Genomic DNA, 23,097 nt, shown 5'->3' with positions numbered 1-23,097 from the left:
AGACACTTAAAAAGAAACCGGGTTTCTGCATCAGAGGCGATACTCTCTGGCAGAAACCCGGTTTTTTGCCATCGCCGCCTAGCTGGCGGCAGTTTCTAGTGGTCTATGAGAGGTGGGCAGCGAAGTTTTGGCTGACCTCCTCGGCGTTGAGGGCGCGATCGTAGATGGCAACCAGGTGGTACTCGCCCAGCCAGGGGCGATCGCCCGTCAGCTCGTTACCTAGAGCCAGACGGTGGGTAGCATCCCAATTAGAGAGATCGCCGTCGATCGCATCGCGTTTTTGCACCTGACCGTTGAGGTAGAGGGTGGCATTACCCTCACCGTCGCGGGTGTACACTAGGTGGGTCAGCTGGTTGACGCTGACTGAGCCCGCTTCGATCACCTTGCTGGCACCGTTGACTCCAGTAGTAGTGGTGCGCAGACGCGCTACGTACTGGTTGTTGTTTTGGCCCAGGGTGATGTTGCGATGCCCGGTATCGACTGAGAGCGTAACTATTCGCGCCGGGGTTTGGCTGGGGGAAAGCTGGGCCGGTTTTACCCAAGCTTCTAGGGTGATAGCCTGGCTGCGCTGAATGGCCTGGTTGAGCCGGGTCGCGGGGTCACGAGTGGCCAGCAGGCTGGGCTGCTGGAGGCTGATGCCCTGGCCCTGGGGGAGGCGGGCGATCGCCCCGTTGACCAGCGCCAAGTCCAGCGGAGGCTGTATCCCTGACTGGTCACGGACGGTGTTGCCGCTGCCCTCGCGGAAATCGTAGAGAGCCTGAACGCCTGTCGTAACTCGCTTAGAAACAACGACGGTGACGGTGTCGCGCCCGGTCAGGCGTCCGTCGCTGGCGCTTAACTCCAGCACGTAGGTGCCCACTCCAGGGAACTCAGCCGAGGTGGAGAGTTTTGCAGCGTCCCTTAGAACGGCGGGGGCAGGGCCGCTGAGCTGCTGCCAAAGCGTGGTCAGAGTATTGGCCGGGAGAGCATCGTCTTGGACGGTGCCGTTGAGAGTTGTTGTTACCGCCTGAACCGCTCCTGCCGCTGACACTGCCAGGGTTAGAACTTGATCGGCGCCAGCGTTAACTACCGGGGGCTGGTTCACCTGAATGGTGACCTCGTCGTGGGCGGCGATCGCCCCATCGTTCGCCGTCAGCCGCAACACATACTCACCGCCCCGAGAAAACTGGGCCGTAGTGATGTCGCTGGCGGGGTCGGCAAAGGTGACCGTGCCAGGGCCACTGACCTTGCTCCAGGCCAGGGTCAGGCGACCGGGGGTGGCTGGGAAGCCGTCGTCGCTGACGGTGCCATCGAGTTCTGCCAGGATGGGGAAGTCAATACTCTGGTTGGGGCCAGCCTCGACCAGGGGAGGCTGGTTGGCGGTGATTGTTACCTCGCGGCTGGTGGCGAGTTCCCCCGTGCTGACGGTCAACCGCAGGGTGTATTCACCGCTGGTGCTGAAGCTAACGGTGGTAGACAGCGTCTTGGCATTGGCAAAGGAGACCGGGCCGGGGCCATTCACCAGACTCCACTGCGCGCTCACAATACCTGTTGCCGGATCAGCCAGACCGGTGTCCACCACCTCACCCTGGAGGGCAGCGGCGGTGGGCAGGTTGACCAGCGGTGCGGCGCTGGCCCGAATCGTCGGCGCTTTGTTGGCGCGGACGACAACATCAGCCACGGTGGTGAGCAACCCGTTGTTGGCGGTGAGCCGCAGCCCGTAGGTGCCGCTTTCGGAGAACTGCGCGCTGGTGTTGGCCAGGGTAGGGTCGCCAAAGGAAACCGTGCCCGGTCCACTGAGCTGGCTCCAGAGCAGAGTAAGACGGCCCTGCTGGAGGTTGCCCAAACCGCTTTGCACCTCGGCGGTGAGCTGGGCCCGGTTGGGCAACTGCACCACGATCGCGTCAGGCGCTTTGATTAGCGGCGCGTGGTTGAGGGTGATCTGTACCTCGTCGCTCATGGCCTGGGCTTCGTCACCGACAGTGAGCCGCAGGGTGTAGATGCCCGCCACCTTAAAGGGCTGCCCGTCTTCATCGCTGGTGCCGGGGGCGGCAAAGGTCACCGTGGGTTCTAGACTGGTTGGGTCGCTAAAGGTGACCGGGGCGGGGCCACCGGGCTGGCTCCACAGCACTGAGAGGCTGCCGTTGAGCAGCCGGTCATCCACAACGGTCCCTCTGAGGGAGAGGAAACTGGGGAGGTTAACGACCTGGTCAGCACCGGCAGACACTACCGGAGTCAGGTTGGCGTCGGCGCCTACTTCAAAGTTGGTGGCAATTTCGGCGGGGGTGAGGGCGCTGCTGTATAGCGCGACCAGGTGGAAGTCACCCAGCCAGGCGCGGTCTTCGCTGAGGGTATCCCCCAGTTCGTTGCCCAGAGCTAGGGTGAAGCTGTCGTCCCAGTTGGCTAAAGTGCCGGGGATCACGCGCTGGGCAACGACTTGGCCATTGAGATATAGACGGGTGGTGCCGTTGGCCTGGCGGGTGCAGACGACGTGGGTGAGGGTAGCAGGGGTAACGGTGCCGCCCGCAAAGGCGCGATCGCTGGCGTTCCCATTTGTCTCGCTGGTGCGCACCCCGAGGTGGAACTGGTTGCCCGCCTGGCCCACAATCAGGTTGCGGCGGCTGGCCCCTCCCGACAGGGTGAGAATGCGACCCAGTCCGGGCTGGTTCCCCTGGGAGGGGTTAATCCAGGCTTCTAGAGTAAATTCACCGCTGGCTTTGATCGCCTGGACTAGGCGGCTGGCGTTGGTGCTGGTGAGGCAGGCAGGTTTCTTCAGCGCCAGGGCAAAGGGAGTGGTTTCGCCTCGGGCTTTGAGCGGTGTGGGTTTGCCGGCGATCGCCAAATCCACCGGCACTCCAACTCCACCAACATCGCGCACGCTGTTGCCGCTATCTGCAAAGCTGTAGAGGCTGAGCAGCCCTCGGTTGATGCGCGCCCCCACAAACACTTGCAGGTCGTCGCTGTGGGTGAGCACACCACTAGCCGTGGTGGTTTCTGCCGTCAGCCGCAGCAGATAGACGCCGCTGGCGCTAAAGAGAGCCCGAGTGCGCAGGGCGGCAGCATTGTCAAAGGTGACGGAGCCGGGGCCGCTGATCGCATCCCAGCGGGTGGTGAGGGCTTGAGTTGTCTTGTCACCCCGACCATCCCGCAGCAGTTCGCCCCGCAGTTCTAGGGGCTGGCGGAAGCCGATCTCCTGGTCGTCACCCGCTCGCACCAGAGGGGACTGGTTGACCAAAATGTCGAGGTCTTCTGTGGCAGACAGGGTGCCATCGCTGGCGGTTAGCGCTAGCCGGTAGTGGCCAATGTCGCTAAAGCTGGCGACGGTCACGGGGCTGTGGCGATCCTCAAAGGCAACAGTGGCTCCGGTGGGCGCAGACTCCACCGCCCAGGTGACGAAGACGGCCTCGGGAGAGAGGCGATCGTCGGCTACAGAGCCGGGCAGGGTGGTCTGCACGGTGCCATCCTCTAGGCGCAGGGTTTGGCTGCGGCCTACCCGCACCACTGGGGCAGCGTTGGGGGCGCGATCGCCCTCTAGCAGGGCAGTGAGCTCCGGGCTGTCGGCCAGGCTGGTGACCTCAGTGACGCCATAGAACAGCCGCATAAACTCGGTGATGGCAGCCACGTGGGGTTGCAGCTCAGGCATAAAGGTGGCAATGGTCTCGCGAATGGCACGGGAGAATTCGCCAAAGTCATCGACCTTGTCGGCTACAAAGGGGTCGAGCCGCTTGATCAGCTCAAAGTTGCTGTCGATGCTCAGCTCCCGCAGGGTGGATTCTAGGGCGGGCAGGGGCTTGGTGCTACCGATCGGGGGCAGCACCCGGCTGACAAAGGTCACCCGGTGAAAGATGCGCCAGCAGGGGGGCTTGGTGCCAGGGGCTTTGTTGGCATCGCGCAGACCGCGCAGGGCCAGGGCGTTGGCGTCGGTGCTTTGCTCCAGCCAAATGGGGTCAACCACCTGGTTAAAGAAGTGGTCGAAGTGGTCGGCCTGGGGTTCCAGGTAGAAGGTCATAAACCGGTAGGCATCCACTTTGCCAGGATGACGCAGGGCCTTGGGCGTGAGGGGGTTGCTGAGGTCAAACAGCACTTCCCCCGCTTCATCCCGCAGGAACACATCGCGCTCGACCTCATCGACATTGACCTCGACCGAGAAGCTGTTCTCTGACTGCACGCTCTTGGTGGCCTGCACGTTGAGCCGACCGCCAAACATGGCCTCAAAACCAAACTTGAAGCCCACGCCGCTAATGGACACGTTCAGGTCGGCAAAGATGCCGGCCTGCCCCTTAAAGGCGTAGGAACCGCCATAGCTCTCCTGCACCACGTCCATGGTTTCCTGGGTTTCAGCAAACAGGCCGCCGTCCGCCGTCCAGACGTAGGTGTTGGCCAGGTTGCGCTTCTCTAGCCGGGGCAGGTTTTGCAGCACGTCCTCGCTGCCCAGGTCGCCGCTCTGGCCAAACAGCACATTCTGGCGACGGCCCACGGCCCCAGCGTCGTACTGGTCGTAGTAGGCCCGCACCCGCTCCTCTTCGCGCTGGATCCGCTGCTTGAGGGCAAAGGCTTCGATCGGTTTGTAGAAGCTGCTGTCGCTGTTAAAGGTGAGGGCATTGGGGTAGGCGGGGTCGGGGGTGAAGCCGATTTTGCCGTCCAGGGTGCCCTGCTTGGTGTAGGCGGGGTTGATGGGAAAGTTGATGATGTTGCGATCGGGCGGAATGTCAGGGTTGGGGCGCATCTGGTACGACACCAGGGCGCTGTTGTGCTTGAGCCTGAGGGCAAACACATCGGCGGTTTGCGACTGCACCAGGGCAAAGCCCGTGTTTTCAGGGATAAACCGCCGACCGACATCGCCAAAGGCCACGGCATTGGCAGGCTCGACAAACCCTTGCAGCTGCTGCTTGCTCGATAGGTTGGTGGTCAGCCCCAGGCTGGTGCTGCCCGAGCTGAGCCAGCCCAGGGAGTTCTCAAACTTGGCCTTAATACCAAAGGCGCCGTCTGCGTCGGCCACCTCGGTCACCAGGCCAATACCGGCTTCGACATTGGCCTCAGTTAGCAGCCCGGCGGTCAGATCAAAGCTAGAGTCAAAGCCACTTTCTTTGTCAGCGGAGAAGGTCAAGTTGGTTTTGCTGGCCTGCTTGAGTTCAACGGAGCTGGCCCCGTTGTAGTTGGCAAATTCACCCAGCACGGCCCCCCGGCTGGTGAGGTTTTCGCCGGGAACTGGCGGCGCCCCTTCGATAAAGCCGATTAGTTGCGGATCGAACTGCACCTGGCCGACCCATTCGGTCACCAGTTCACCCACCTTAAAGCCGGTGACCAGCTCCCACTGGCCGTCTTTAATCAGGCCGTAGCAGCGCTTGTAGATGCCGAACAGGTTGCCGTCGATATCGGTTTGCAGGTCACCATACTCCTGCACGGCGGGGGCGCTTTGGAGGCGATCGCTAAAGGGAGTCCTGACACCCGCCAGCGCGCTGCGCACTTGGGGCGTGTCTTCGCCAATGGGGGCGGTGGAGATTACAAACTCGGCGTTAACAGGTGTCAGGTCATTGCCCAGCAGCGAGAAGTCGGAGAGTACTCCAGCCTTCTGGGTATCAAAGGGATAGTAGGCCAGCAGGTCTTCGCGGTTGTCGAGGAACTGCTCGTTTTCGCCCAACAGCCGCCGGAACAGGTTGTCTTGCAGCTGCTCTGGGGTGCGGGCGGTTTGCCAGATCCGCACTTCCTCCAGCTCGCCCTGGAAGAATTCCTGGGTTTTGTTGTCGCGTTGCATTGCGCCTAGGGTGAACTGGGCCTGGGGCGAAAGCAGGACGGCGCGGCTGGCCGCTGGCACCAGCTCACTACTCAGCAGCTGCCCGTTGCGGTAGAGCACTAGCTGCGACCCGCTGGGGTTGGGGTCTTTGACCCACTGCACCGCGCCCTTGAAACGGGCGTGGCTGCTGCCCTTGGAATCTAAAGCGAGGGTGCCTTCAGCTTCTTCAAAGCGCCACCAGGCGAGCAGCCCCTTTTCGCCGCCCTGGATTGTAGGCTTGATGCTGCCCGCCTCCAGGGGCACATTCCACAGGCGAATTTCGGCCAGAGTGCCGTGGAGGGAGGCGATCGCAAAGCCGTTATCGAACCCGTTGCGGACGGTATTGAGCAGGTTGATATCCCGCTCTAACTCACCAGCCCCGGCACTGACCCCAACGGCCAAGGCCATCATTTCCGCTTCCTGGGGGTTGGTCAGCTTTCCTTCTGGGTTAGATAGCGCAAACGCTGAAATATAGACGCCGTTGATGCTGTCTAGATCGGCGCCCGCTGGGTCAAAGCTAGCCAGACTAAAGCCCGCGCCAAACTCCAGGGGCGCATTACTGTTGCCAATGTCCAGCGGTTGCTGGGGCTGTCCGGCATTGAAGCCGGGGCTAGTGCTGCCCCCGTTGCGGCCATCTTCCTGGCGGGGGGTGCCGGTGGTGTCGCTGCCCGGTTTTTTGTACTCAAACAGGCCGTAGGGCTGGCTGCTGTGGGTATTGGCCTGGCCATCCACAAAGAACTGAATCGCATCCCAGGAGACGATATCGACCCCGGTTTGCTGATCGCCATTGTTGCGCACCGGACTGGTGATGGTATGGCGCTTGCGGGTGACAGTGACGGTGTGAAACTCCGTGGGGTTGGGGATGGGCTGGGAGATGAACAGGTGTTTTTTGCCCCTGACATCCTCAAAGGCAAAGACCAAACGGCCTGCCGGGTTTAGGTAAAGAGCGTAGGGTACGTGCTGCTCAGGGTCTTCAGTGGCACTAATTTTGCCCTTAGTGAGCAGGGCGCGGGCCTGGCTGAGGTCGTTGACTTTGAAGGCGACTTCAAGGGTGAGGTCGCGGTTGATATCGAGTGTCAGATCGGTGCCCGCGTCTAAGAAGGTGGCGGGCTGGCCATCGAGCTGCACCCCGTAGGACTGGTTGAAAACCGCCGCCAAGTGGTTCCAGTTGCCCGCAGCAATTTTCTGCGATGACTGCACCAGTTGCTCACCCACCCCGGCAAATACCGAGTAGGCAGGAATAGGAGACTCGGTCGGCTGGGGATTGCCCACCAGCTGGCCGTGGTGGCCAAAGCGAGCGTAGTCGGTGGCGCGGCGGTTGCCGAAGTCGTCGAAGCGCCAGCAGCCCGCCAGATCGGTTTCGTTGCCGCTGAGTTCGCGGGTCATGTCGGCGGCGATTTCGACCTGAGTGCGGCCCCGTTGCCAGATGCGGGCCTCGGCGATCGCCCCAGTCAAGACCCGCACGCGATCGCCCGGGTTGGGATGGGCTCCCAGACCCCAATCGGCATCGATGGGGACGGCCCCGATCGCATCGGTCTGCTCACCCAGGGCAATGCCATTGCGGTACAGCCGCCAGTGGGTGCCGTCGTAGACCCCGGCCAGGTGCACCCAGGCGTTGCCGGTGCGATCGGCGGCAGGCATGACGATCGCCACCTTGTGGTCGGTGCCGTTGTGGCTACCGGCTTCGTAACGCCCCTCATTGATGCGCAAGAAGACCTGGTGGCCACTGGCGTTACCGTGGACGATGATGTTGCCCAGGTTCTCATTTTTGGCGGGTTTGACCCAGGTCTCTAGGGTGATGGCTCCGGCAAAGTTGAGGTGGGCAGCGTTAGGAATGCGCACTAGGTCAGTGCCGCCGTTGAGAGCAATCGCTGTAGTCAACTCCTCGCGCTTCAGACCCAGCAGGTAGCGAGTATCGGTCGTATTGGCCGCCGGTTGGTGGTGGAGCAGGCGCGATCGCAGACTGGCCTCGGCGATCTGGCTGGGGCGCACCCAGGCTTCCAGCGTCAGGTCAGCCTGGGGCGAAAACTGCCGCAGCTGCTGGTCAAAGGCGGCGCTGGAGGCCTCCAGCCGAGCGTGGCTGTCTTGGCCGTTGAAGGCGTAGGTGTGGCCTGGCGCCTCAGAGACCCAGCGGCTAGAGAGCGTCAAACCGCTGTGCACGGTGCCATTCTTCACCGCCTGACCCGCACCATTGGCGATGAAGGCCAACAGCTTAGAGCCGGAGGAGAGGTCAGCACCGCCCTGGGTGGTGCTGGCCTGCACCGCATAGTCGTACTCCAAAAAGAACACCGGCAGCGGCTCGGCGGTGGAGCTGGCAGCCCCAGTGCGAATGCTCAGTTCTGTGGTGCCCTGGTCTACAGCGGTTGCCAAAGTAGCCTTAAAGTCACCGATAAACAGCGTGGCCCCAGCCGGTAGCGAGCGGTGAATGCCCCCCGCCACGGTCAGGGTGTCGGCGCGCCCAGAGGTGAGGGCGATTTCGCCGCGACCGACAAAGGTGCGATCGCCCGCCAAACCATTCAGCACCTTGGCAAAGCCCTCCGGAGCGCGAGGCACCTGCCGCCAGGTTTCGACAATCTCCTGATCACCCGCTTTAACCTGGATGGTGACAGTGCAGGTAGGATCAGCAGCCTCCCCATTCACACTGAGGCGAATGCGATCCATCTCGGCCTCAGTGGAGCGGGCGAAACCCACCACGGTCTCTGCCCCAAGGGCATCGTTGAGGGCGTAGCGCGCCCGCTGGGTGAGGGTTTTGTAGTAGGCGACAAAGAACTGATCGTCGGTACCGCGAAAATACATCGCCACGTTGCCCACGGCGCTGTCGAACAGCAGCGGGGTGTCGTCAGCCCAAGCGAAGGTGAGCAGCCCGCCCGCCACCGACAGACCGCTGACGTCGCTGTGCACCAGCGGCATGGTGGCGGCAAACCCCTTGTTCAGCAGGTTTTGCAGGGCGGCCAGGGCGGTGCGATCGCTAATTACCGCCTGCTCCAGCTGCTGCCGCTGCTGGTCTTGGTCGGTGCGCAGAGCTTCAATGCTGGTGCGAATGCCGCGCAGCTCGTCGAGCAGGCTGCTCAGATCGGCGGCCAGAGTGTCGAGCGATCGCTGCAGCGCATCGCGGTGGCTGCGGAAGGCCGGGTTTTCAGAAATCTCTAGGCTGGAGATGCGATCGTTGAAATCGCGACCGACAAACGCCTTGGTTTCGGTAAACGTATGCGCAAACCCATCTTGGCCGCTGTTGCGGTTGGCATGCTCAAAAACAGTGACCTGCAGCGCCGGCAGAAATAGCTGCGACCCTCGACCCACGCGAATAAAGGCCGAAATGCCAATGCTGCTGATCAGATCATTGAAGTTGTGCTGATTGAGCTGGGTATAGCCCACAAAGCGGGGCGAAAAGCTGTTGCCAATGGCGTTCAGACCAAAGGATAATGAGCGGCCGCCAAAGTTGGCGTGCTCGTGCAGAGTAACCCGAGCATTGCGCAGAAAGTCTAGCAGCTGCTGTAGCTCTTGCTGGCCATTCGCCTGGAGGTTGCGCAGCTCGCGCAGCCGACTGAATTTAGCCGACAAGTTGAGGCTATCCAAACTGCCCGCCGGAATGGTGAGCCCGGTGCTGCGGTTGGCGATCGCATCATCCACAATCCTAAACACCCGATTGAGGTAGTCGATTTCCTCGCTCAGGGTGGTGACGCGCTGGGTCTTTTGGGTGATAGCGCCCTGTAGGGTTGTAATGCGATCGAGCTCGGCGTTGACGTCTACGGTGCGAGCCGCCTGCTGCTTTTGCCTAATAGCGGCCTGCAACGCCTCAATCTGGGCCAGTGCGACACTCACATCGGCGGTGTCGTCATCGCTTAGGGTTTGGTCAATCACCTGCTGAATGGTTTGAATTTGGGCCAGTTCAGCGCTCACATCCACTGGGTCGCCGTCGCGCTCCACCGCCACGGGCTGGAGCTGTAAGTTGTCGGCGACCTTGGCCAGACGGCCGTTGGCAGAGACGCCGAAGTCGAGGGTGGCAATCTCTTTGCGTTGGTCAGACGTCCCCTGAGGATCGTTGGTCTCGACCGCCTGAGTCGCCACCGCCATCATCACCCGCGCTCCCTGGCGCAGGGGCTTGGCCTGCTGGTCGTAGCCGGTGCGGGCCTCCTCCTGCTGGAAGTAGAGCAGCGAGGCGATGCCCGACTCGACAGTGCGGCCCTCAAAGCGGAAGCTGTCGCGGCTGACCCCGGCGTTTTCGCCGATCGGCGCGTCGGAGGTCACCCAAGCGCGGTTGGCAAAGCCCGCCGTCATGGTGCCGGGGGCATGGTTGCCGGTGTGGTCGAGAATTTCACTGCCGGAACCTTCATCCAGTCGCCAATAGGCCGCCAGCCCCAGCTCATGGCCAGACAGCCGAAGGCTGCGATCGCTGCGAATTTCCCGCTCCGAACGCGGCCGACTCCACAGGCGAATCTCGTCGATTAGACCAGAGAAGCTGTGGCTGGGCGCACCGATCAGGGTGATGGCCGCATCTACGGGCATTTTGCCCACACTGCTGGTGGATGCGCCTTCCTGCCGCACGTCTACGGGCAGGCCGTTGACGTAGAGGTGATAGCCCGCATCATCGGGGTCATTGCTAAACACCACCGCTAGATGGTTCCACTGGTTCGATCGCAGCACCTCTCCGGTGATGAAGGACTGAAACTCAGCGCCATCGCCAAAGCCCACCCGCACCCGGCGGTTGTCCACAATCCAGATCGAGGGCGGTGCTGTGGCAGTCTTGTCGTCATTCCCCAGCAGAGCCTGCTCTAGCGCTTCCCCTGGCTCCGGCGCGGTCACGCGGGGGAAAATCCACGCCTCCTGGCTAAAGCCTTGGCCGAGGCGAACTCCTGGAGCCAACACCACATGGTCGCTCTCCCGGCTAAAGTCCAGCGCGGTCTCGGCAGCGTCGCTGCCGGTGGCAGACTGGGTGCCGCGGGTGTTGAACAGGCCCTCTAGGGAGCGCTCCACGTTGTAGGCATCGATCATCCCCGTGGCGCTGTTAAAGGCAAAGATCTGCCAGCGCGTCACCTCGGCGATGGTGGTGGGCAGCAGCACCAGCGAAAACCGCCCCTCCTGCAAGTTGCGAATAAACGACAGCTCTTGGGTGGGCTCAAAGAAGGGCTGGTCCTGCATGTCGCGCGCCCCCAGGCTGTCTTTGGTGCTCTGGGGCCGAGTCTTGCTGCGGCTGCGGCGAAAGCGCACCTCTAGATTGAGCTTGAGCTGCGGTACCGGGGCGGTTTCTCCCGCCTGAGACGCGCCCGATGCGCCCGACAGCACAAAGCGATCGACCAGCAGCGTCAAATCGACGATCGGGATCTGGCGTTTCTCGGGGCCTTCGACGGTGATTTGATCGGGGTGGTTGGCGGCGATCGCCTGGCGAAACACGTACACAAATCGCCCGTCCGACATGGCCTGAAATGGGGCGTCCGCCGTCAGTCGCGCGGTTCTAGAGAGAAACTTGTCCTCTTCGTTGTCGGCTACAACCACTCCGGGGTCTACCGGGGTGCTGCTGCCCTTCTTCACCGTCGGCAGCAGCAGCTGGTCGGCCAGGCCAAAGCCCACTTCAGCCATTTCTTTGGGAAACTCCAGCTCTTGGGGCTGGTCGGCCCAACTATTTACGTCGAGGGAATTTCCCTGACCATTGAGATTCAGCACGGAATAATAGATGCGGCGCTGGTCATCCATCGCTAGGGCAATCACGGTGCCCTGGTGGCGCACCAGCACGGGGTAACGGTAGTTGCGATCGCCGTAACGCTTGATAAAGCTCTCTAAAACGGGGGCTTGAGCAGTCATGGAAAGGTTCTCCTGTGGGGCTTTGCAATGTCTGGCAGGAGTAGCGAACCAAAGCGCAGCGCTGGCTCAGCTCTCCCTAGCAGGTTGGGGGAACGCAGGAGAAGCTACAGAGAAAACACGGTTGACTGCGGCGAGGGTTTGGTGATCGTTCTCACCAACCGCGATGATTAAAGCCAGCGCCCTGGGGTGACGGGTCGGCTTGGCGAAAGCAGGAAAGGCCCATAGCAGAAACCTCCGGCATCCCCACGTTGAGGGATACCGGAGGCCGATCGTTTCTGCTTATTTAAGGAAATTGTCTAGCGACGGCGGCGAGTAAACCCTAGCCAGGCCAGCGCTCCACCAATCGAAATCACCAGCGGCATGAACGCAGCGGCGGCGCGGTAGTGCACGTCTTCAGTCGAGTCGAGGCTGATGCCGTCGTAGATAATGCCCTTGTCGCCCACGGGCACGGTCCAGTAGTCGGCGTGGCTCTGGGTGTCATCTTCAATCGAGACTTCCCAATCGCCTGGAATCGACTCGTCGGGCAAAAACGCAAACCGACCCTCGCGATCGGTGGTGGTCGTCATCCAAGGCTCGTCAGGATTGTTGGGCGCATAAATGTTGACCGTCGCCCCCACAAAGGGTTCGCCCGAGCTAAACAGCGACTGAAACTCTAGCTGATTGTCGAGGGTGTAAAAGGTCTCAACCTGGTGCGCATCGGCTTGGGCCGGAAACCCTACCAGCGCTAAACACATCACCAGAGCAACAAGCAACCGTTTCATAGCACAAGCATTCCGTAATTCGTGTGGCCTTCATTCTAGCGAGAGTTGCGGCGAGCTGAAGGTCAGACGCCCAAGTCAGCATCGGTTGGGATTGGCAAGGGCAGTCGTCTGAGGAAGATTTCAAAGGAAGCCATTGGCGCAGTGGGCAGCATCGAGGGGCGATCGCCGGGTAACTACCCCCCAATCGAGCTGTCGCATAGTAGATTGCTACAGAATGGCGGCGGGGAAGACAGGCATGGGTTTAGACACACTTGTTTTGGGGCTAGACGGATTGCTGGGGGTGGCGCTGGTGGCGATCGCAGCGTTTTATCTCAAGCTGACTCAGTCGCTGGCATCGGCTCCCCGCCTTCAGCCGGTCGAGACGCCTCTCACCTCAGCGCCCTCGTTAGATGTGGTAATTCCGGCCTACAACGAAGCCGACAATATTCGCGCCTGCGTAGAAGCAGTGGTGGCGACCGAGTTGCCAGGGGCATCGCGGTTTGAAGTTTGGATTGCCGATGACCAATCTACCGATGCTACTGGGGCGATCGCCGCAGAATTAGCCGCCCAACACGCCAACGTTCACCATCTAGCCGTGCCGCCGCGCCCCGAGGGCGAAGTGTGGCGCGGCAAAAACTGGGCCTGTGCCCACGCGGCAGAGTTTGCCCAAGACGACTACCTGCTGTTCATTGACGCTGACGTGCGGCTGTCGCCAGGGGCCATACCCGCCGCCTTGGCCGAGGCCCAAACCCATCAGGCCGACCTGCTGAGCTGTGCGCCCAAAATTGAGTGCAGCTGCTTTTCAGAGTGGCTGGTGCAGCCGATCATTATGAGCGCGATCGCAATCGCCTACGACTTCGAAGCCATCAACGAGTCCACCGCCGTAGACGATGCCTTTGCTGCGGGGCCGTTTATGCTGTTTCGCCGCGCCGCCTACGACAAAATTGGTGGCCACGCCGCCGTCCACGACGCGATTGTAGAAGATGTCGAACTCGCCCGCCAGATTCAGCGGCACGGCCTGAAACTGCGCTACGTGCTGGGCATCGACCTGCTGAGCGTGCGCATGTATTCCTCCTTTGCCACTCTCTGGGAAGGGTGGACCAAGAACTACTATCTGGGCACCGAAGAAAACCTGCCGCTGACGCTGCTGTCGGCCTTCACCATCGCCATGGTGTTTGTCATGCCCTGGGTGGGGCTGCTGGCGAGCCTGACCGTGACCCTACTCAAACCCGAACTCTCCTGGTCCATAGCACTCCTCTACGGATTGACGGCCTTAACCCTGGGAGCCTACTGGCTGCTGCGGATCACGGGTCATCGCCGAGTGGGGGTGCCGCTGCGCTACTGGTGGCTGAGCAGCGTGGGCGGACTGGTCGTGGTGGCGATCGCCCTCACCTCCATCGTCAAAACCAAGACCGGCTGGGGCTGGACTTGGCGGGGGCGATCGCTCAAACCCCAGCTTTAACCATCCCTTTATGCTTGGGCCACCTGCCTGCGCTTCGCAACGTCTTTTGCCCAGTCACCCTACGTACCATGGCGGCAACGACTACAGCGGCCAACCCAAATACAGTTGATCAAGGATGACACTAAGCGGTTGACTAATGAATGTACTGCCACTATCCCGTAGGAATGCCGTAGATGGTTAAACGAGTGAGGCCATCGGCTACATATCGCAGACGGTTGCTGCGCTGGCTAGTCGAGTCCGATCGGTCGGGGAAGAGCAGCCACGCCGTCAGACACCCTTGGTGGCAGGTCATGTGCCTAACTGGGGTTGATTACTTCTCTACGCTAGGCTACCAGCCTGGCATTGCGGCCCTGGCAGCCGGGGCACTATCGCCCATTGCGACGTTAATTCTGGTTTTATTAACTCTGTTTGGGGCACTGCCGATCTATCGTCGGGTGGCCTCGATGAGCCCCCATGGCGAGGGGTCGATCGCTATGCTCGAGCATTTGCTGCCGTGGTGGCAGGGCAAGTTTTTTGTGCTGTGCCTGCTAGGGTTTGTAGCGACTGACTTTATCATCACCATTACCCTCTCCGCTGCCGACGCCACGGCCCACATTGTCGAAAATCCCTTCGTCCACGATTTGCTGCACGGGTACGAAGTGCCGCTGACCATCTGCCTGATTGCCTTCCTGGCCGCCGTCTTTTTGAAGGGGTTTCGGGAAGCTATTGGCATAGCGGTTTTTCTAGTCGCGATCTATCTACTGCTCAACCTAGTGACTATTGGTGTGGGGGCTTACCAGATTCTCACGCATCCCACAGCGATTGCCGATTGGTGGAGCCTGTTATTTTCTACTCACGGCAATCCGGTGGTGCTTCTAGCCTTGTCCGCGCTGGTATTCCCTAAGCTGGCCCTGGGCCTATCTGGGTTTGAAACGGGGGTAGCGGTGATGCCCTTGGTTGAAGGCGATCGCAGCGATACCGACACCGTACCAACTGGCCGCATTCACAATACCCACAAGCTGTTGACCACCGCAGCAGTGATCATGAGTTTTTTCCTAATTACCAGCAGCCTGGTCACGACGCTGCTGATTCCACCGCCAGAATTTCAGGCGGGAGGAGCCGCCAACGGACGAGCGCTGGCCTATCTAGCCCACGAATACCTTGGGGATGGGTTTGGCACCCTCTACGACCTGAGCACAATCTCAATTTTGTGGTTTGCCGGGGCCTCGGCCATGGCTGGCTTGCTCAGCATTGTGCCCCGCTATCTGCCCCGCTATGGCATGGCCCCCAGTTGGACCTTGGCCGCCCGACCGCTAGTGCTGATTTTTACGGCGATCGCCTTTGCCGTCACGATTATTTTTCGCGCCAACGTTGAGGCCCAGGGCGGAGCTTATGCAACAGGGGTGCTGGTGCTGATGAGTTCAGCGTCGTTTGCGGTGACGTTGGCGGCTCGACAGGCGCGATCGCGGCGGGGCATGGTCGTGTTTGGCACCATTACCCTGGTGTTTTTCTACACCACCATCGTCAATATTTTTGAGCGCCCCGACGGGGTCAAAATTGCCGCCTTCTTTATTGGCGCCATTATTTTTACCTCACTAATTTCGCGCGTTTGGCGCTCTACCGAGTTGCGAGTTGACCAGCTTGAAATGGATTCTGTCGCTCAGCGTTTCATTCGAGAAGAAAGCGAACATACCATCCGCATCATTGCTAACCGTAAGCAGGCTGGAGATGAACAGGAATATTCCTTAAAAGAAACCGAGGTGCGAGAAGACAACCACATTCCTCTAACCGAGCCAGTTCTGTTTTTAGAAATCGAGGTTTCAGATGCCTCAGACTTTATGGAGACCGTGCAAGTAGAAGGGGTGCAGGTGGGCAACTACCGCATTTTGAGGGCAAAGGGGTCGGCGGTGCCCAATACCATTGCCGCTATCTTGCTCCACATCCGCAATGAAACCGGCCATTTGCCCCATGCCTACTTCGGCTGGATTGAGGGTAACCCCATTCAATATCTGCTGCGCTTCATTTTGTTTGGCGAAGGCGATATTGCCGTGGTCACTCGGGAGGTGCTGCGCAAAGCTGAAAAAGTCCCCAGACGACGTCCGATCATCCACGTGGGGGGGTAGGGAGCGCCGAATTGCAGACAGGATCCCTGCTAGCTGCGAGGGGCATACATGATCACCAAAACGCCCAGCAGCACCACCCAGCCGCCCAGCAGATCAAAGCGATCGGGTTTCACCTGGTCAACCATCCAGCCCCAGGCGATCGATAGCACAATGAACACGCCGCCGTAGGCCGCATAGGCACGGCCAAAATGGGTCGGTTGCAGGGTCGGCACCGCTCCGTAGATGCCCAAAATGGCAACGCCAAGCACAGCTAGCCACGGGCTTTTGCCTTCTCGCAATGCCAGCCACACCAGATAGCCGCCACCAATTTCGCAGAGCCCAGCCAGTACAAACAGCAGCAGTGATTGAAGCATGACGCCAGCCCTGGTCGTTGTATAACGGTGCCGCCAAAGCTTACCGTGATGCCGAGGGTGCTGCGCTGGGGGCGGGCAGGTTCAGCGCTTGCCGAACCACATCGAGCGGCATTTCCCACATTTCCTCAAACCGTTGACCCAGTAGACATTGGGCCTGCTGCCCTAGCTCTAGCCCCCGCTGGCGATTGGCAAAAATTTGCTGCGTTTGACCAGGAGCCAGAACAGGATATAGCGCACTGGCCATCCACAGCCCCAGCCGTTGGGCACTGCTATAGCGTTGGGCGACGGCAAAGGCCAGCACACCGATTTCGCCAGCATAGCTAGTGTCAAACCCCAGCAGCACGTGAAAGATGTCGTGGGTGATGGCGTAGCGCAGGGCAAACACGTTGCGCCGCGCCACTTCGTCTAGCTCGGGGCTAACGTTAAAGGGGCTGAGGCAGTTGGCCTGCATGTGGTGGGCATACTCGTAGCCAAAGGTGCCCTCGGGCAGCTGGCTCAAGGCATCTAAATCGATCGGGGGGTAGTACCCCACCACAGGCTCAAGCTGAGCCAGCACAACGTCATTGGCCTTGGCACCCAGGGCATCGGCTTTGAGAATGGCAAAATCGCCCAGGTTAGTTAAATTCTGGCTGCGAACCTTACGAATAGCTTGCAGCAGCTGCTTGGGTTTGAGCATAATCGCGTTTCTTAAAAACGACCTTCAGCCCCGATCGCGGCCTGAGTGTCGGAATTGGCGTCATCTCTAGATTCTGATCGGGCACCAGATCCCAGGTGTAGTGGCGCAGCAGATGGGCCGCCACCAGCTTGATTTCGAGCTGGGCGAAGGCCAGGCCCAGGCAGATACGGGGGCCGCCGCCAAAGCCCACCAGGCTAAAGTCGGCGCGCTTGTGCTCGGCCCGCTCAGGACTAAAGCGATCGGGGTCGAAGCGGTCGGGGTCGGTGTAGATGGTGCGATCGCGGTGGGCGGCATCGATTCTATACAGCGCCATCCACCCGGCGGGCACGCGATAGCCGTTGAACTCAAAGTCTTTGACCACGCCGCGAAAGCCCCCGCCCACGGGTGGGTACAGCCGCTCCACCTCTTTGACAATCTGATCGAGGTAGGGCATCTGCCGGATCTGCTCTAGGGTGACGCGATGGTCAAGGACCGGCCCAGAAGGGCCATCGCTCGTCTCCATCAGCCGCGCCTGCTCCTGTCGCGCCTGCTCCCACACCTCGGGGTGCTGCGCTAGCGCCATCACCAGGGATGTCAACATCGAAGTGGTGGTCTCGTGCCCCGCGAACAGCATCAGCAGGGCCTGAGCTTTAATTTCTTCTAGGCTGAGGCGGTTGCCCTCCTCGTCTTCGCTCTGCACCAGCAGGCCTAGAGCATCGTGTGTGGGGTGGGCCTGGCGTTCTTTGATCACCTGCTCAATGTGGTTGAGCAACTTATCCCGTGCGCTAACGGCTCTACCGAAGGGCGTCCAGCCCCAGCGAATCGGCGGGGCAAACAACCCGTTGGTTAACTCAGTAAACCATTTCGACAGTTGGGCGGTTTCGCTACCGGGTTCGCTACCCAACAGTAGGGTGCTAGCAATATCAAATGTGAGCTGCTTAAGCTCATCAAACCAGGTGAACTGGCCTAGGTCTTCCCACCGCTGGGCGTAGCACTCGGTGAGGCTCTGCATGGTTTCCACATATCCAGCCAGGGCCGGCCCGTGGAAGGCAGGCATCAGCAGCTTGCGGTTGCGGCGGTGCTCTTCACCCTCCTGCAAAAACAGCGACTCGCCCAAAAGCTGCTTAAACGTACCGGGCCACCCCTCCCGCCACGAAAAGCTGTCCATATGGGTGGAAAGCACAAACTTGTTAGCCTCAGCCCCCATTAGCACGACCGTAGGGCGACCCAGTAGGCGCGTCTTGAAGATAGCTCCGTACTTAGCCTGGCGCTTTTTGGCAAACTCGCGGTCAAACAAAAAATTGAGGGTCTCGCCCACCACCGGAAGGCCAAAACTTCCGGGGGGCAGCGGCAGCGGGGTAGAAGCAACCATAGGCAGCAGTGGAATGCAGTGGTCGAAGACCGATCGCGAAGACTGTGGTCAAAGACCAGTCCCCAGAACCAGTGCATTCTAGAGTAGCGCGGAGCCGCGATCGCATGCCTCAGACAATCCAGCCAATCCTAGCTAGCAGAAGCTATTTTGTGCCCGGATGCAGTGATCAGCTGCTTAAAGGTCTCTTCGGAGGCCTCAGAGCTAATGGTGACTGTTTTTGCCTGAGGATCAATGTCAATATCGGCCTCAGGTTCAGTGGTCAAAATCAAATCTTTTAGCTCTTGCGCCGATTCCTGATCGCTCAGCGTCGGAACTTGGAACTTCAATGCCATGCTGATGTCTCCACTTCTACGCCCACACTCTAGGTGGCGCATAGTGACCCTGCCGTCTGTAGAAGGGCTGAAGCTGGTGGAAAGGTGAAATGATTTTGTGGATGCGATCGGGGGTGTAAGGTGCAGGGTATAAGGTTTAAGGCTGACCCTATACCCTGCACCCTACACCCTCTACCTATAGGCCTTTAGGTTCTCCTGCCGCCCTAACCCAAGACCGGCGGTAATTCTTCGCCCTTGTAGTCGCGGGTTGGTGTTGGGAAGCCGCAGGCGGTGCCGTCTTGGTGAACCACCTCATCTTCCCAAGGCAGGCGGTAGCGCTCCTTCACCATGTCTTTCATGTAGGTGTAGGGGCAGTCTTGGGCACCGCCTTTGACCGCCACATAGCCGCGATGGCCAAACTGGTAGATGTTATTTTCTACGCCCCAGTGAATGCGGGCCTCGCGCACCAGGTCGGGGCGCACCTCGGCGGTGATAATTTCGTCGGGGCGGTGGCTGCCCATCACCAGCGGCGTGCCGTCGAAGTTGACGATCATGCCCTCGCCCATGGAATCGAAGCTGCCGTCGCTGCCGCACATGCACACCGATGCTGTCACCATCAGATTGCAAAAGGCATTGGCCTGATTAGTGATCTGCCAGGAGTGGCGAATGGGAGCTGTGTAGCCCGCCGTGCGAATCATGATCTCGGCTCCCTTATAGGCACATTCCCGAGCCATTTCTGGGAACATGCCGTCGTGGCAGATGATCAGCGATAGCTTGCTGCCGTTTGGGCCGTCACAGACAGGGATGCTCACGTTTCCAGGTTCCCAGGGCTCTACAGGCACCCAGGGGTGGAGCTTGCGGTAGTAGAGCTTGAGTTCGCCCTGGTCATTGATAATTAGGCCGGTGTTGTAGGGGTTGCCCTCGAGGTTGTGCTCCATGATCGAGAAGCAGCCCCAGATGTCGTTGTCGATGCAGGCCTGGCGGAAGGCCGCAACCTCGGGACCATCCAGGCTGCACATGATGGCCGGGTTGGTATCCATCGACAGCCCGTGGAGCGAGTATTCGGGAAACACTACCAGATCCATCGAGGGCATGTTGCGACGGGCTTTGGCGACCATCTCGCAAATGCGCTGCGTCTGGGCGGCCAGATCGTCGGGGGTGACGACGTTGGGCAGTTGCAATTGCACCATGCCCAGCACCACACCGTTGGGAGATTTATTGAGGCTACCAAGTCCACTCATTTGTTATCTCTCTGGAACAACCCGACTCGATCGAGTAGCACTATAGGGCGATCGCGCCAGGGTGATAGTGTTCGACAGCACGAAATTACGGTAACGGAATCAGGGACAAGACCACCGCATAAATTCCTTCTGCTACAGCGAGAGCCTGTTCAAATTCGGCTTGGCTAGGCTCATCTACAAAACCTGGGTAGCGGTACATGCGAGCGTAGGGCGTTAAAACTACGCCTGCCTCAACCCAGTTCTCAAACTCTTGAGCGTAGGGTATCGCCGTTCTGATCAGTAGCTCAACATCGTGGGTGCGGTTGATGTCATGGTCACAAAAGGTCAAGTATCCCTTGATGGCCTTTTCTGCCGCTTGCTGACAGTGATAAATAGCTGTATCTAGCAATGGTGGGTTAGCGGTAGCCAAGACCTGCGCTGAGGCCAAGTCATGCTGCGCCTTGGTCAGCCAACTTTGCACCAGCTGAGTCCTGGCATCGGTCATAGAGAACCTTTCCTTGACGAGCTACTTTGCACTCCAGCGACGATCGCACCGCTTGCCAACGGTCAAACTCTTCGCGAGTTCTGACCACAATATCTTTGGCAATGCCCAAACCACTCAAACAACGATGTCCTAGCACAGAGCGTTGGTAATCTGAGAGGCTGCTTTTGCCAACAATCACCATTAAATCTACATCGCTGTCTGGTGTGGGCTCTCCCCACGCATAGGAGCCAAATAAAATCACCTGCTCAGGCTGAAATTGGCTGACCAACCTATCGGTAATAGTTGTTAGCAAGTTGTCGGTTAAGAGTTGCATTGCAAAACGAGATCACAACTTAGCCAATTCAGCAAAATGTCCTAAGCGCAGTTTACACAGGGGCACCACTGCTTAGCTTACTAACCACTGCCAGCCCCAGAAGGTGGCCATGCCGCCCGCAATGGTGAGCAGCAGATTTTTGCGCCACAGGGCGAGGATGACGCAGGCGATCGCCCCCACCAGTCGCGCATTTTGCCAGCCCAGCAACAGGGTTTCGCCATCGGGCAGCACCACCGCAGGCACCACGATCGCCGTCAGCACCACCGGAGGCACATAGCCCAGTGCCTGCACCAGGGTCGGCGACAGCTGAATGCGGCCGCTAAAGGCCAGCAGCACGTAGCGAATGGTGAATGTTACCAGGGCCATGGAGGCGACGAGGAGCCAGTCATTCATAGAAAGTTTTGAATTTTGAACTTTGAATTTTGAATTGGACGGGCGTTATCCTTTGGCCTTGGGTCGGGGAGGGAGGCGGGTTTCGAGCCAGAAGCCAGTGGTGACGCCTGCGATCGCCGCCACCATCAACCCCAGTTTATGAGGTAATCCATTGGCTAGAACAGCCACAATTCCTGCAACCAGGGTGGCTCCTACCATCGGTCGGGTCGTCGCGTAGGGCACGATCATGCCAACAAACGTCGCCACCATGGCAAAATCTAGCCCCCAGGCGGCTGCGTTGGGAATCAGCTGTCCCACCGTCAGCCCCAGCCAGGTACAGAGAATCCAGTTGCCGTACATGGTGACCGCCGCGCCCAGGTAGTACCAGTGCTTGTGGGGGCTAGGGTCGGGCTGCACGTAGCGGCGAATGGCTACGGCAAAGGCTTCGTCGGTTAAAAAGAAGCCAATCACCGCTTTCCATCGCCCGGAGGAGCCCTGCACGTAGGGCAGCAGGCTAGCCGCATAGAGCATGTGGCGCAGGTTGACCACCACTGTAGTCAGCACGATCAAGGGCAGGGTGCTGCCCGCCGCCAAAAGCCCCAGGGCGATGAACTGCGACGACCCGGCAAACACAAACGCCGACATCCCAATCGTCGCCCCAAAGGATAGGCCGCTGCCCTGGGCCAGGGTGCCAAAAACAATGCCGAAGGGGACTGCCCCCACTACTAGGGGAATGATGTCTCGCGCCCCGGCCAGCACCTCTTGGCGGGGAGAGCGGATGCCAAAGTCTGACGCTATAGCCAAAAGAAATCTCCGCAAAGCAGGATGACTCTTTCCATTTTGAGTTAGAAGGTAGAAGAGGTATCACAGGCTCCTAGCAATAGATATACACCTATGGCAGACGCTTCCCAGCAAATTTGTATTCTCGGTGGTGGCTTTGGCGGCCTCTACACCGCTCTGCGCCTCAGTCAGCTGCCGTGGGAGGGCACTCCACCGACGATCACTTTGGTGGACCACCGCGATCGCTTTCTCTTCCTGCCTTTACTCTACGAGCTGGTCACCGACGAACTGCAAACCTGGGAAGTAGCGCCGCCCTACGCCGAGCTGCTGGCCGGTACTGCGGTGCAGTTTCGTCAGGCAGAAGTCACCGGCATCGACCTCGACCAGCACCGCGTCAGCCTTAGCGACGGCGTAACGCTCACCTACGATCGCCTGGTTCTGGCCCTGGGCGGCAACACCCCCATGCACATGGCCCCCGGTGTGGCCGAGCACGCCCATGCCTTCCGCACCCTGGAAGATGCTTACCACTTGAAGGAACGCCTACGTCTGCTCGAAGCCTCCGACGCCGAGAAAATTCGCGTGGCGGTAGTAGGCGGCGGCTACAGCGGTGTCGAGCTAGCCTGCAAAGTAGCGGAACATTTAGGGGAACGGGGCCGGGTGCGCCTAGTTGAAAGCACCGATATGATTCTCCGTACCTCGCCTGAATACAACCGTGAGGTGGCCCAAAAGGTGCTCTCTGACTTGGGAGTATGGATCGATCTCGAAACCACCGTGGACAACGTCACCGCCGACACCATCAGTCTCACGTTCCGTGAGCAAACCGACATTTTGCCTGTAGATCTGGTGCTGTGGACCGTGGGCACCCAGGTCAACCCTGTCATCGCCAACCTGCCTCTCAAGCACAACGAGCGCCAGCAGGTGGTCGTGAAGCCGACCCTAGAGGCGCTTGATATTCCCGGTGTCTATGCCCTGGGCGATGTGGCCGACTGCCGCGATGCCGAGGCTCAGCAGGTGCCGACCACGGCCCAGGTCGCTCTGCAACAGGCCGACTTTGTCGGGTGGAATATCTGGGCTGAGATCAGCGATCGCCCCCAGCTCCCCTTCCGCTACCGCCACATGGGCGAAATGCTCACCCTTGGCACCAGTCGCGCCACCCTCACCGGGTTGGGCATTCAGCTCGATGGCGAGCTGGCCCACGTCGCCCGCCGCCTAGCCTACCTCTACCGCATGCCGACGTTCTCGCACCAGGTGCGGGTAGGGTTGAACTGGATGACCAAGCCCCTGCGAGACGCACTAGCGGCGCAGTAGGCGCAATAGCAGAATCTCGTTAGCTCCCTATAGGGGTAGGGGGTTAGCAGCGT

14 protein-coding genes are annotated in these 23,097 nt (G+C 60.0%); 3 read left to right on the top strand and 11 right to left on the bottom strand.

The annotated features are described in order from the left end of the window. Positions 1-103 precede the first annotated feature (103 nt). Both H6F75_RS19515 and H6F75_RS19510 read right to left on the bottom strand, forming a co-directional pair. Positions 104-11,551: a LamG-like jellyroll fold domain-containing protein gene (locus tag H6F75_RS19515; protein ID WP_190754080.1), complete on the bottom strand. Its 11,448-nt coding sequence runs from the start codon at positions 11,549-11,551 to the stop codon at positions 104-106. Between the two features lie 296 nt (positions 11,552-11,847). Next, a complete protein-coding gene (locus H6F75_RS19510; RefSeq protein ID WP_190754079.1) occupies positions 11,848-12,312 on the bottom strand; it encodes a carboxypeptidase-like regulatory domain-containing protein in 465 nt (154 codons plus the stop codon). A 235-nt stretch (positions 12,313-12,547) separates the two neighbouring features. Here H6F75_RS19510 and H6F75_RS19505 point away from each other — a divergent pair, with 235 nt between their 5' ends. Together H6F75_RS19505 and H6F75_RS19500 are read left to right on the top strand one after the other, a co-directional pair. Beyond that, positions 12,548-13,753 carry a glycosyltransferase family 2 protein gene (locus H6F75_RS19505; RefSeq protein WP_242020152.1) on the top strand — a complete coding sequence of 402 codons (1,206 nt, stop codon included), beginning with the start codon at positions 12,548-12,550 and terminating at the stop codon, positions 13,751-13,753. 173 nt (positions 13,754-13,926) lie between these two features. Continuing rightward, the gene (locus tag H6F75_RS19500; protein WP_190754078.1) at positions 13,927-15,855 is read left to right on the top strand and encodes an amino acid transporter; all 1,929 of its coding nucleotides are present in this window, start codon (positions 13,927-13,929) and stop codon (positions 15,853-15,855) included. A 29-nt stretch (positions 15,856-15,884) separates the two neighbouring features. Here H6F75_RS19500 and H6F75_RS19495 read toward each other — a convergent pair whose 3' ends face one another. The 9 genes from H6F75_RS19495 to H6F75_RS19455 all read right to left on the bottom strand — a co-directional run bounded on the left by H6F75_RS19495 (position 15,885) and on the right by H6F75_RS19455 (position 21,760). Continuing rightward, entirely contained in the window at positions 15,885-16,208 is a 324-nt protein-coding gene (locus tag H6F75_RS19495) for a YnfA family protein (RefSeq protein WP_190754077.1), read from the bottom strand. 40 nt (positions 16,209-16,248) lie between these two features. Further along, a complete protein-coding gene (locus H6F75_RS19490; RefSeq protein ID WP_190754076.1) occupies positions 16,249-16,884 on the bottom strand; it encodes a Coq4 family protein in 636 nt (211 codons plus the stop codon). Then, positions 16,847-18,235 (bottom strand): cytochrome P450, encoded by a 1,389-nt coding sequence (locus H6F75_RS19485; protein WP_190754075.1) that lies wholly within the window; start codon positions 18,233-18,235, stop codon positions 16,847-16,849. The genes H6F75_RS19490 and H6F75_RS19485 overlap by 38 nt, the downstream gene beginning before the upstream one ends. 128 nt (positions 18,236-18,363) lie before the next feature. Then, positions 18,364-18,567, bottom strand: coding sequence for a heavy metal transport/detoxification protein (locus H6F75_RS19480; protein WP_190754074.1), 204 nt, complete (start codon positions 18,565-18,567; stop codon positions 18,364-18,366). A gap of 203 nt (positions 18,568-18,770) precedes the next feature. Continuing rightward, entirely contained in the window at positions 18,771-19,787 is a 1,017-nt protein-coding gene (locus H6F75_RS19475; RefSeq protein ID WP_190754073.1) for a formamidase, read from the bottom strand. An 85-nt stretch (positions 19,788-19,872) separates the two neighbouring features. Then, positions 19,873-20,271 (bottom strand): HEPN domain-containing protein, encoded by a 399-nt coding sequence (locus H6F75_RS19470; RefSeq protein ID WP_190754072.1) that lies wholly within the window; start codon positions 20,269-20,271, stop codon positions 19,873-19,875. Beyond that, positions 20,216-20,584 carry a nucleotidyltransferase domain-containing protein gene (locus tag H6F75_RS19465; RefSeq protein ID WP_190754071.1) on the bottom strand — a complete coding sequence of 123 codons (369 nt, stop codon included), beginning with the start codon at positions 20,582-20,584 and terminating at the stop codon, positions 20,216-20,218. The genes H6F75_RS19470 and H6F75_RS19465 overlap by 56 nt, the downstream gene beginning before the upstream one ends. Before the next feature lie 72 nt (positions 20,585-20,656). Beyond that, entirely contained in the window at positions 20,657-20,977 is a 321-nt protein-coding gene (locus tag H6F75_RS19460; RefSeq protein WP_190754070.1) for an AzlD domain-containing protein, read from the bottom strand. Positions 20,978-21,022: 45 nt separating this feature from the next. After that, entirely contained in the window at positions 21,023-21,760 is a 738-nt protein-coding gene (locus tag H6F75_RS19455) for an AzlC family ABC transporter permease (protein WP_199304005.1), read from the bottom strand. Between the two features lie 90 nt (positions 21,761-21,850). On the opposite strand from H6F75_RS19455, the gene H6F75_RS19450 reads away from it, so the two are divergent. After that, the gene (locus tag H6F75_RS19450) at positions 21,851-23,044 is read left to right on the top strand and encodes an NAD(P)/FAD-dependent oxidoreductase (RefSeq protein ID WP_190754069.1); all 1,194 of its coding nucleotides are present in this window, start codon (positions 21,851-21,853) and stop codon (positions 23,042-23,044) included. The last annotated feature ends 53 nt before the right edge of the window (positions 23,045-23,097 follow it).

Origin of the sequence: Nodosilinea sp. FACHB-131 (assembly GCF_014695395.1) — a bacterium.
In the GTDB taxonomy this organism is placed as follows: Bacteria; Cyanobacteriota; Cyanobacteriia; order Phormidesmidales; family Phormidesmidaceae; genus Nodosilinea.
Note: the sequence above shows the minus strand (reverse complement) of the source record. Positions and strands in the feature narration are given on the sequence as shown.

What these genes read in the sequence shown, in the direction of transcription:
- H6F75_RS19515 (WP_190754080.1), bottom strand. Translation starts at nt 11,551, where the DNA reads ATGACTGCTCAAGCCCCCGTTTTAGAGAGCTTTATCAAGCGTTACGGC.
- H6F75_RS19510 (WP_190754079.1), bottom strand. Translation starts at nt 12,312, where the DNA reads ATGAAACGGTTGCTTGTTGCTCTGGTGATGTGTTTAGCGCTGGTAGGG.
- H6F75_RS19505 (WP_242020152.1), top strand. Translation starts at nt 12,548, where the DNA reads ATGGGTTTAGACACACTTGTTTTGGGGCTAGACGGATTGCTGGGGGTG.
- H6F75_RS19500 (WP_190754078.1), top strand. Translation starts at nt 13,927, where the DNA reads ATGGTTAAACGAGTGAGGCCATCGGCTACATATCGCAGACGGTTGCTG.
- H6F75_RS19495 (WP_190754077.1), bottom strand. Translation starts at nt 16,208, where the DNA reads ATGCTTCAATCACTGCTGCTGTTTGTACTGGCTGGGCTCTGCGAAATT.
- H6F75_RS19490 (WP_190754076.1), bottom strand. Translation starts at nt 16,884, where the DNA reads ATGCTCAAACCCAAGCAGCTGCTGCAAGCTATTCGTAAGGTTCGCAGC.
- H6F75_RS19485 (WP_190754075.1), bottom strand. Translation starts at nt 18,235, where the DNA reads ATGGTTGCTTCTACCCCGCTGCCGCTGCCCCCCGGAAGTTTTGGCCTT.
- H6F75_RS19480 (WP_190754074.1), bottom strand. Translation starts at nt 18,567, where the DNA reads ATGGCATTGAAGTTCCAAGTTCCGACGCTGAGCGATCAGGAATCGGCG.
- H6F75_RS19475 (WP_190754073.1), bottom strand. Translation starts at nt 19,787, where the DNA reads ATGAGTGGACTTGGTAGCCTCAATAAATCTCCCAACGGTGTGGTGCTG.
- H6F75_RS19470 (WP_190754072.1), bottom strand. Translation starts at nt 20,271, where the DNA reads ATGACCGATGCCAGGACTCAGCTGGTGCAAAGTTGGCTGACCAAGGCG.
- H6F75_RS19465 (WP_190754071.1), bottom strand. Translation starts at nt 20,584, where the DNA reads ATGCAACTCTTAACCGACAACTTGCTAACAACTATTACCGATAGGTTG.
- H6F75_RS19460 (WP_190754070.1), bottom strand. Translation starts at nt 20,977, where the DNA reads ATGAATGACTGGCTCCTCGTCGCCTCCATGGCCCTGGTAACATTCACC.
- H6F75_RS19450 (WP_190754069.1), top strand. Translation starts at nt 21,851, where the DNA reads ATGGCAGACGCTTCCCAGCAAATTTGTATTCTCGGTGGTGGCTTTGGC.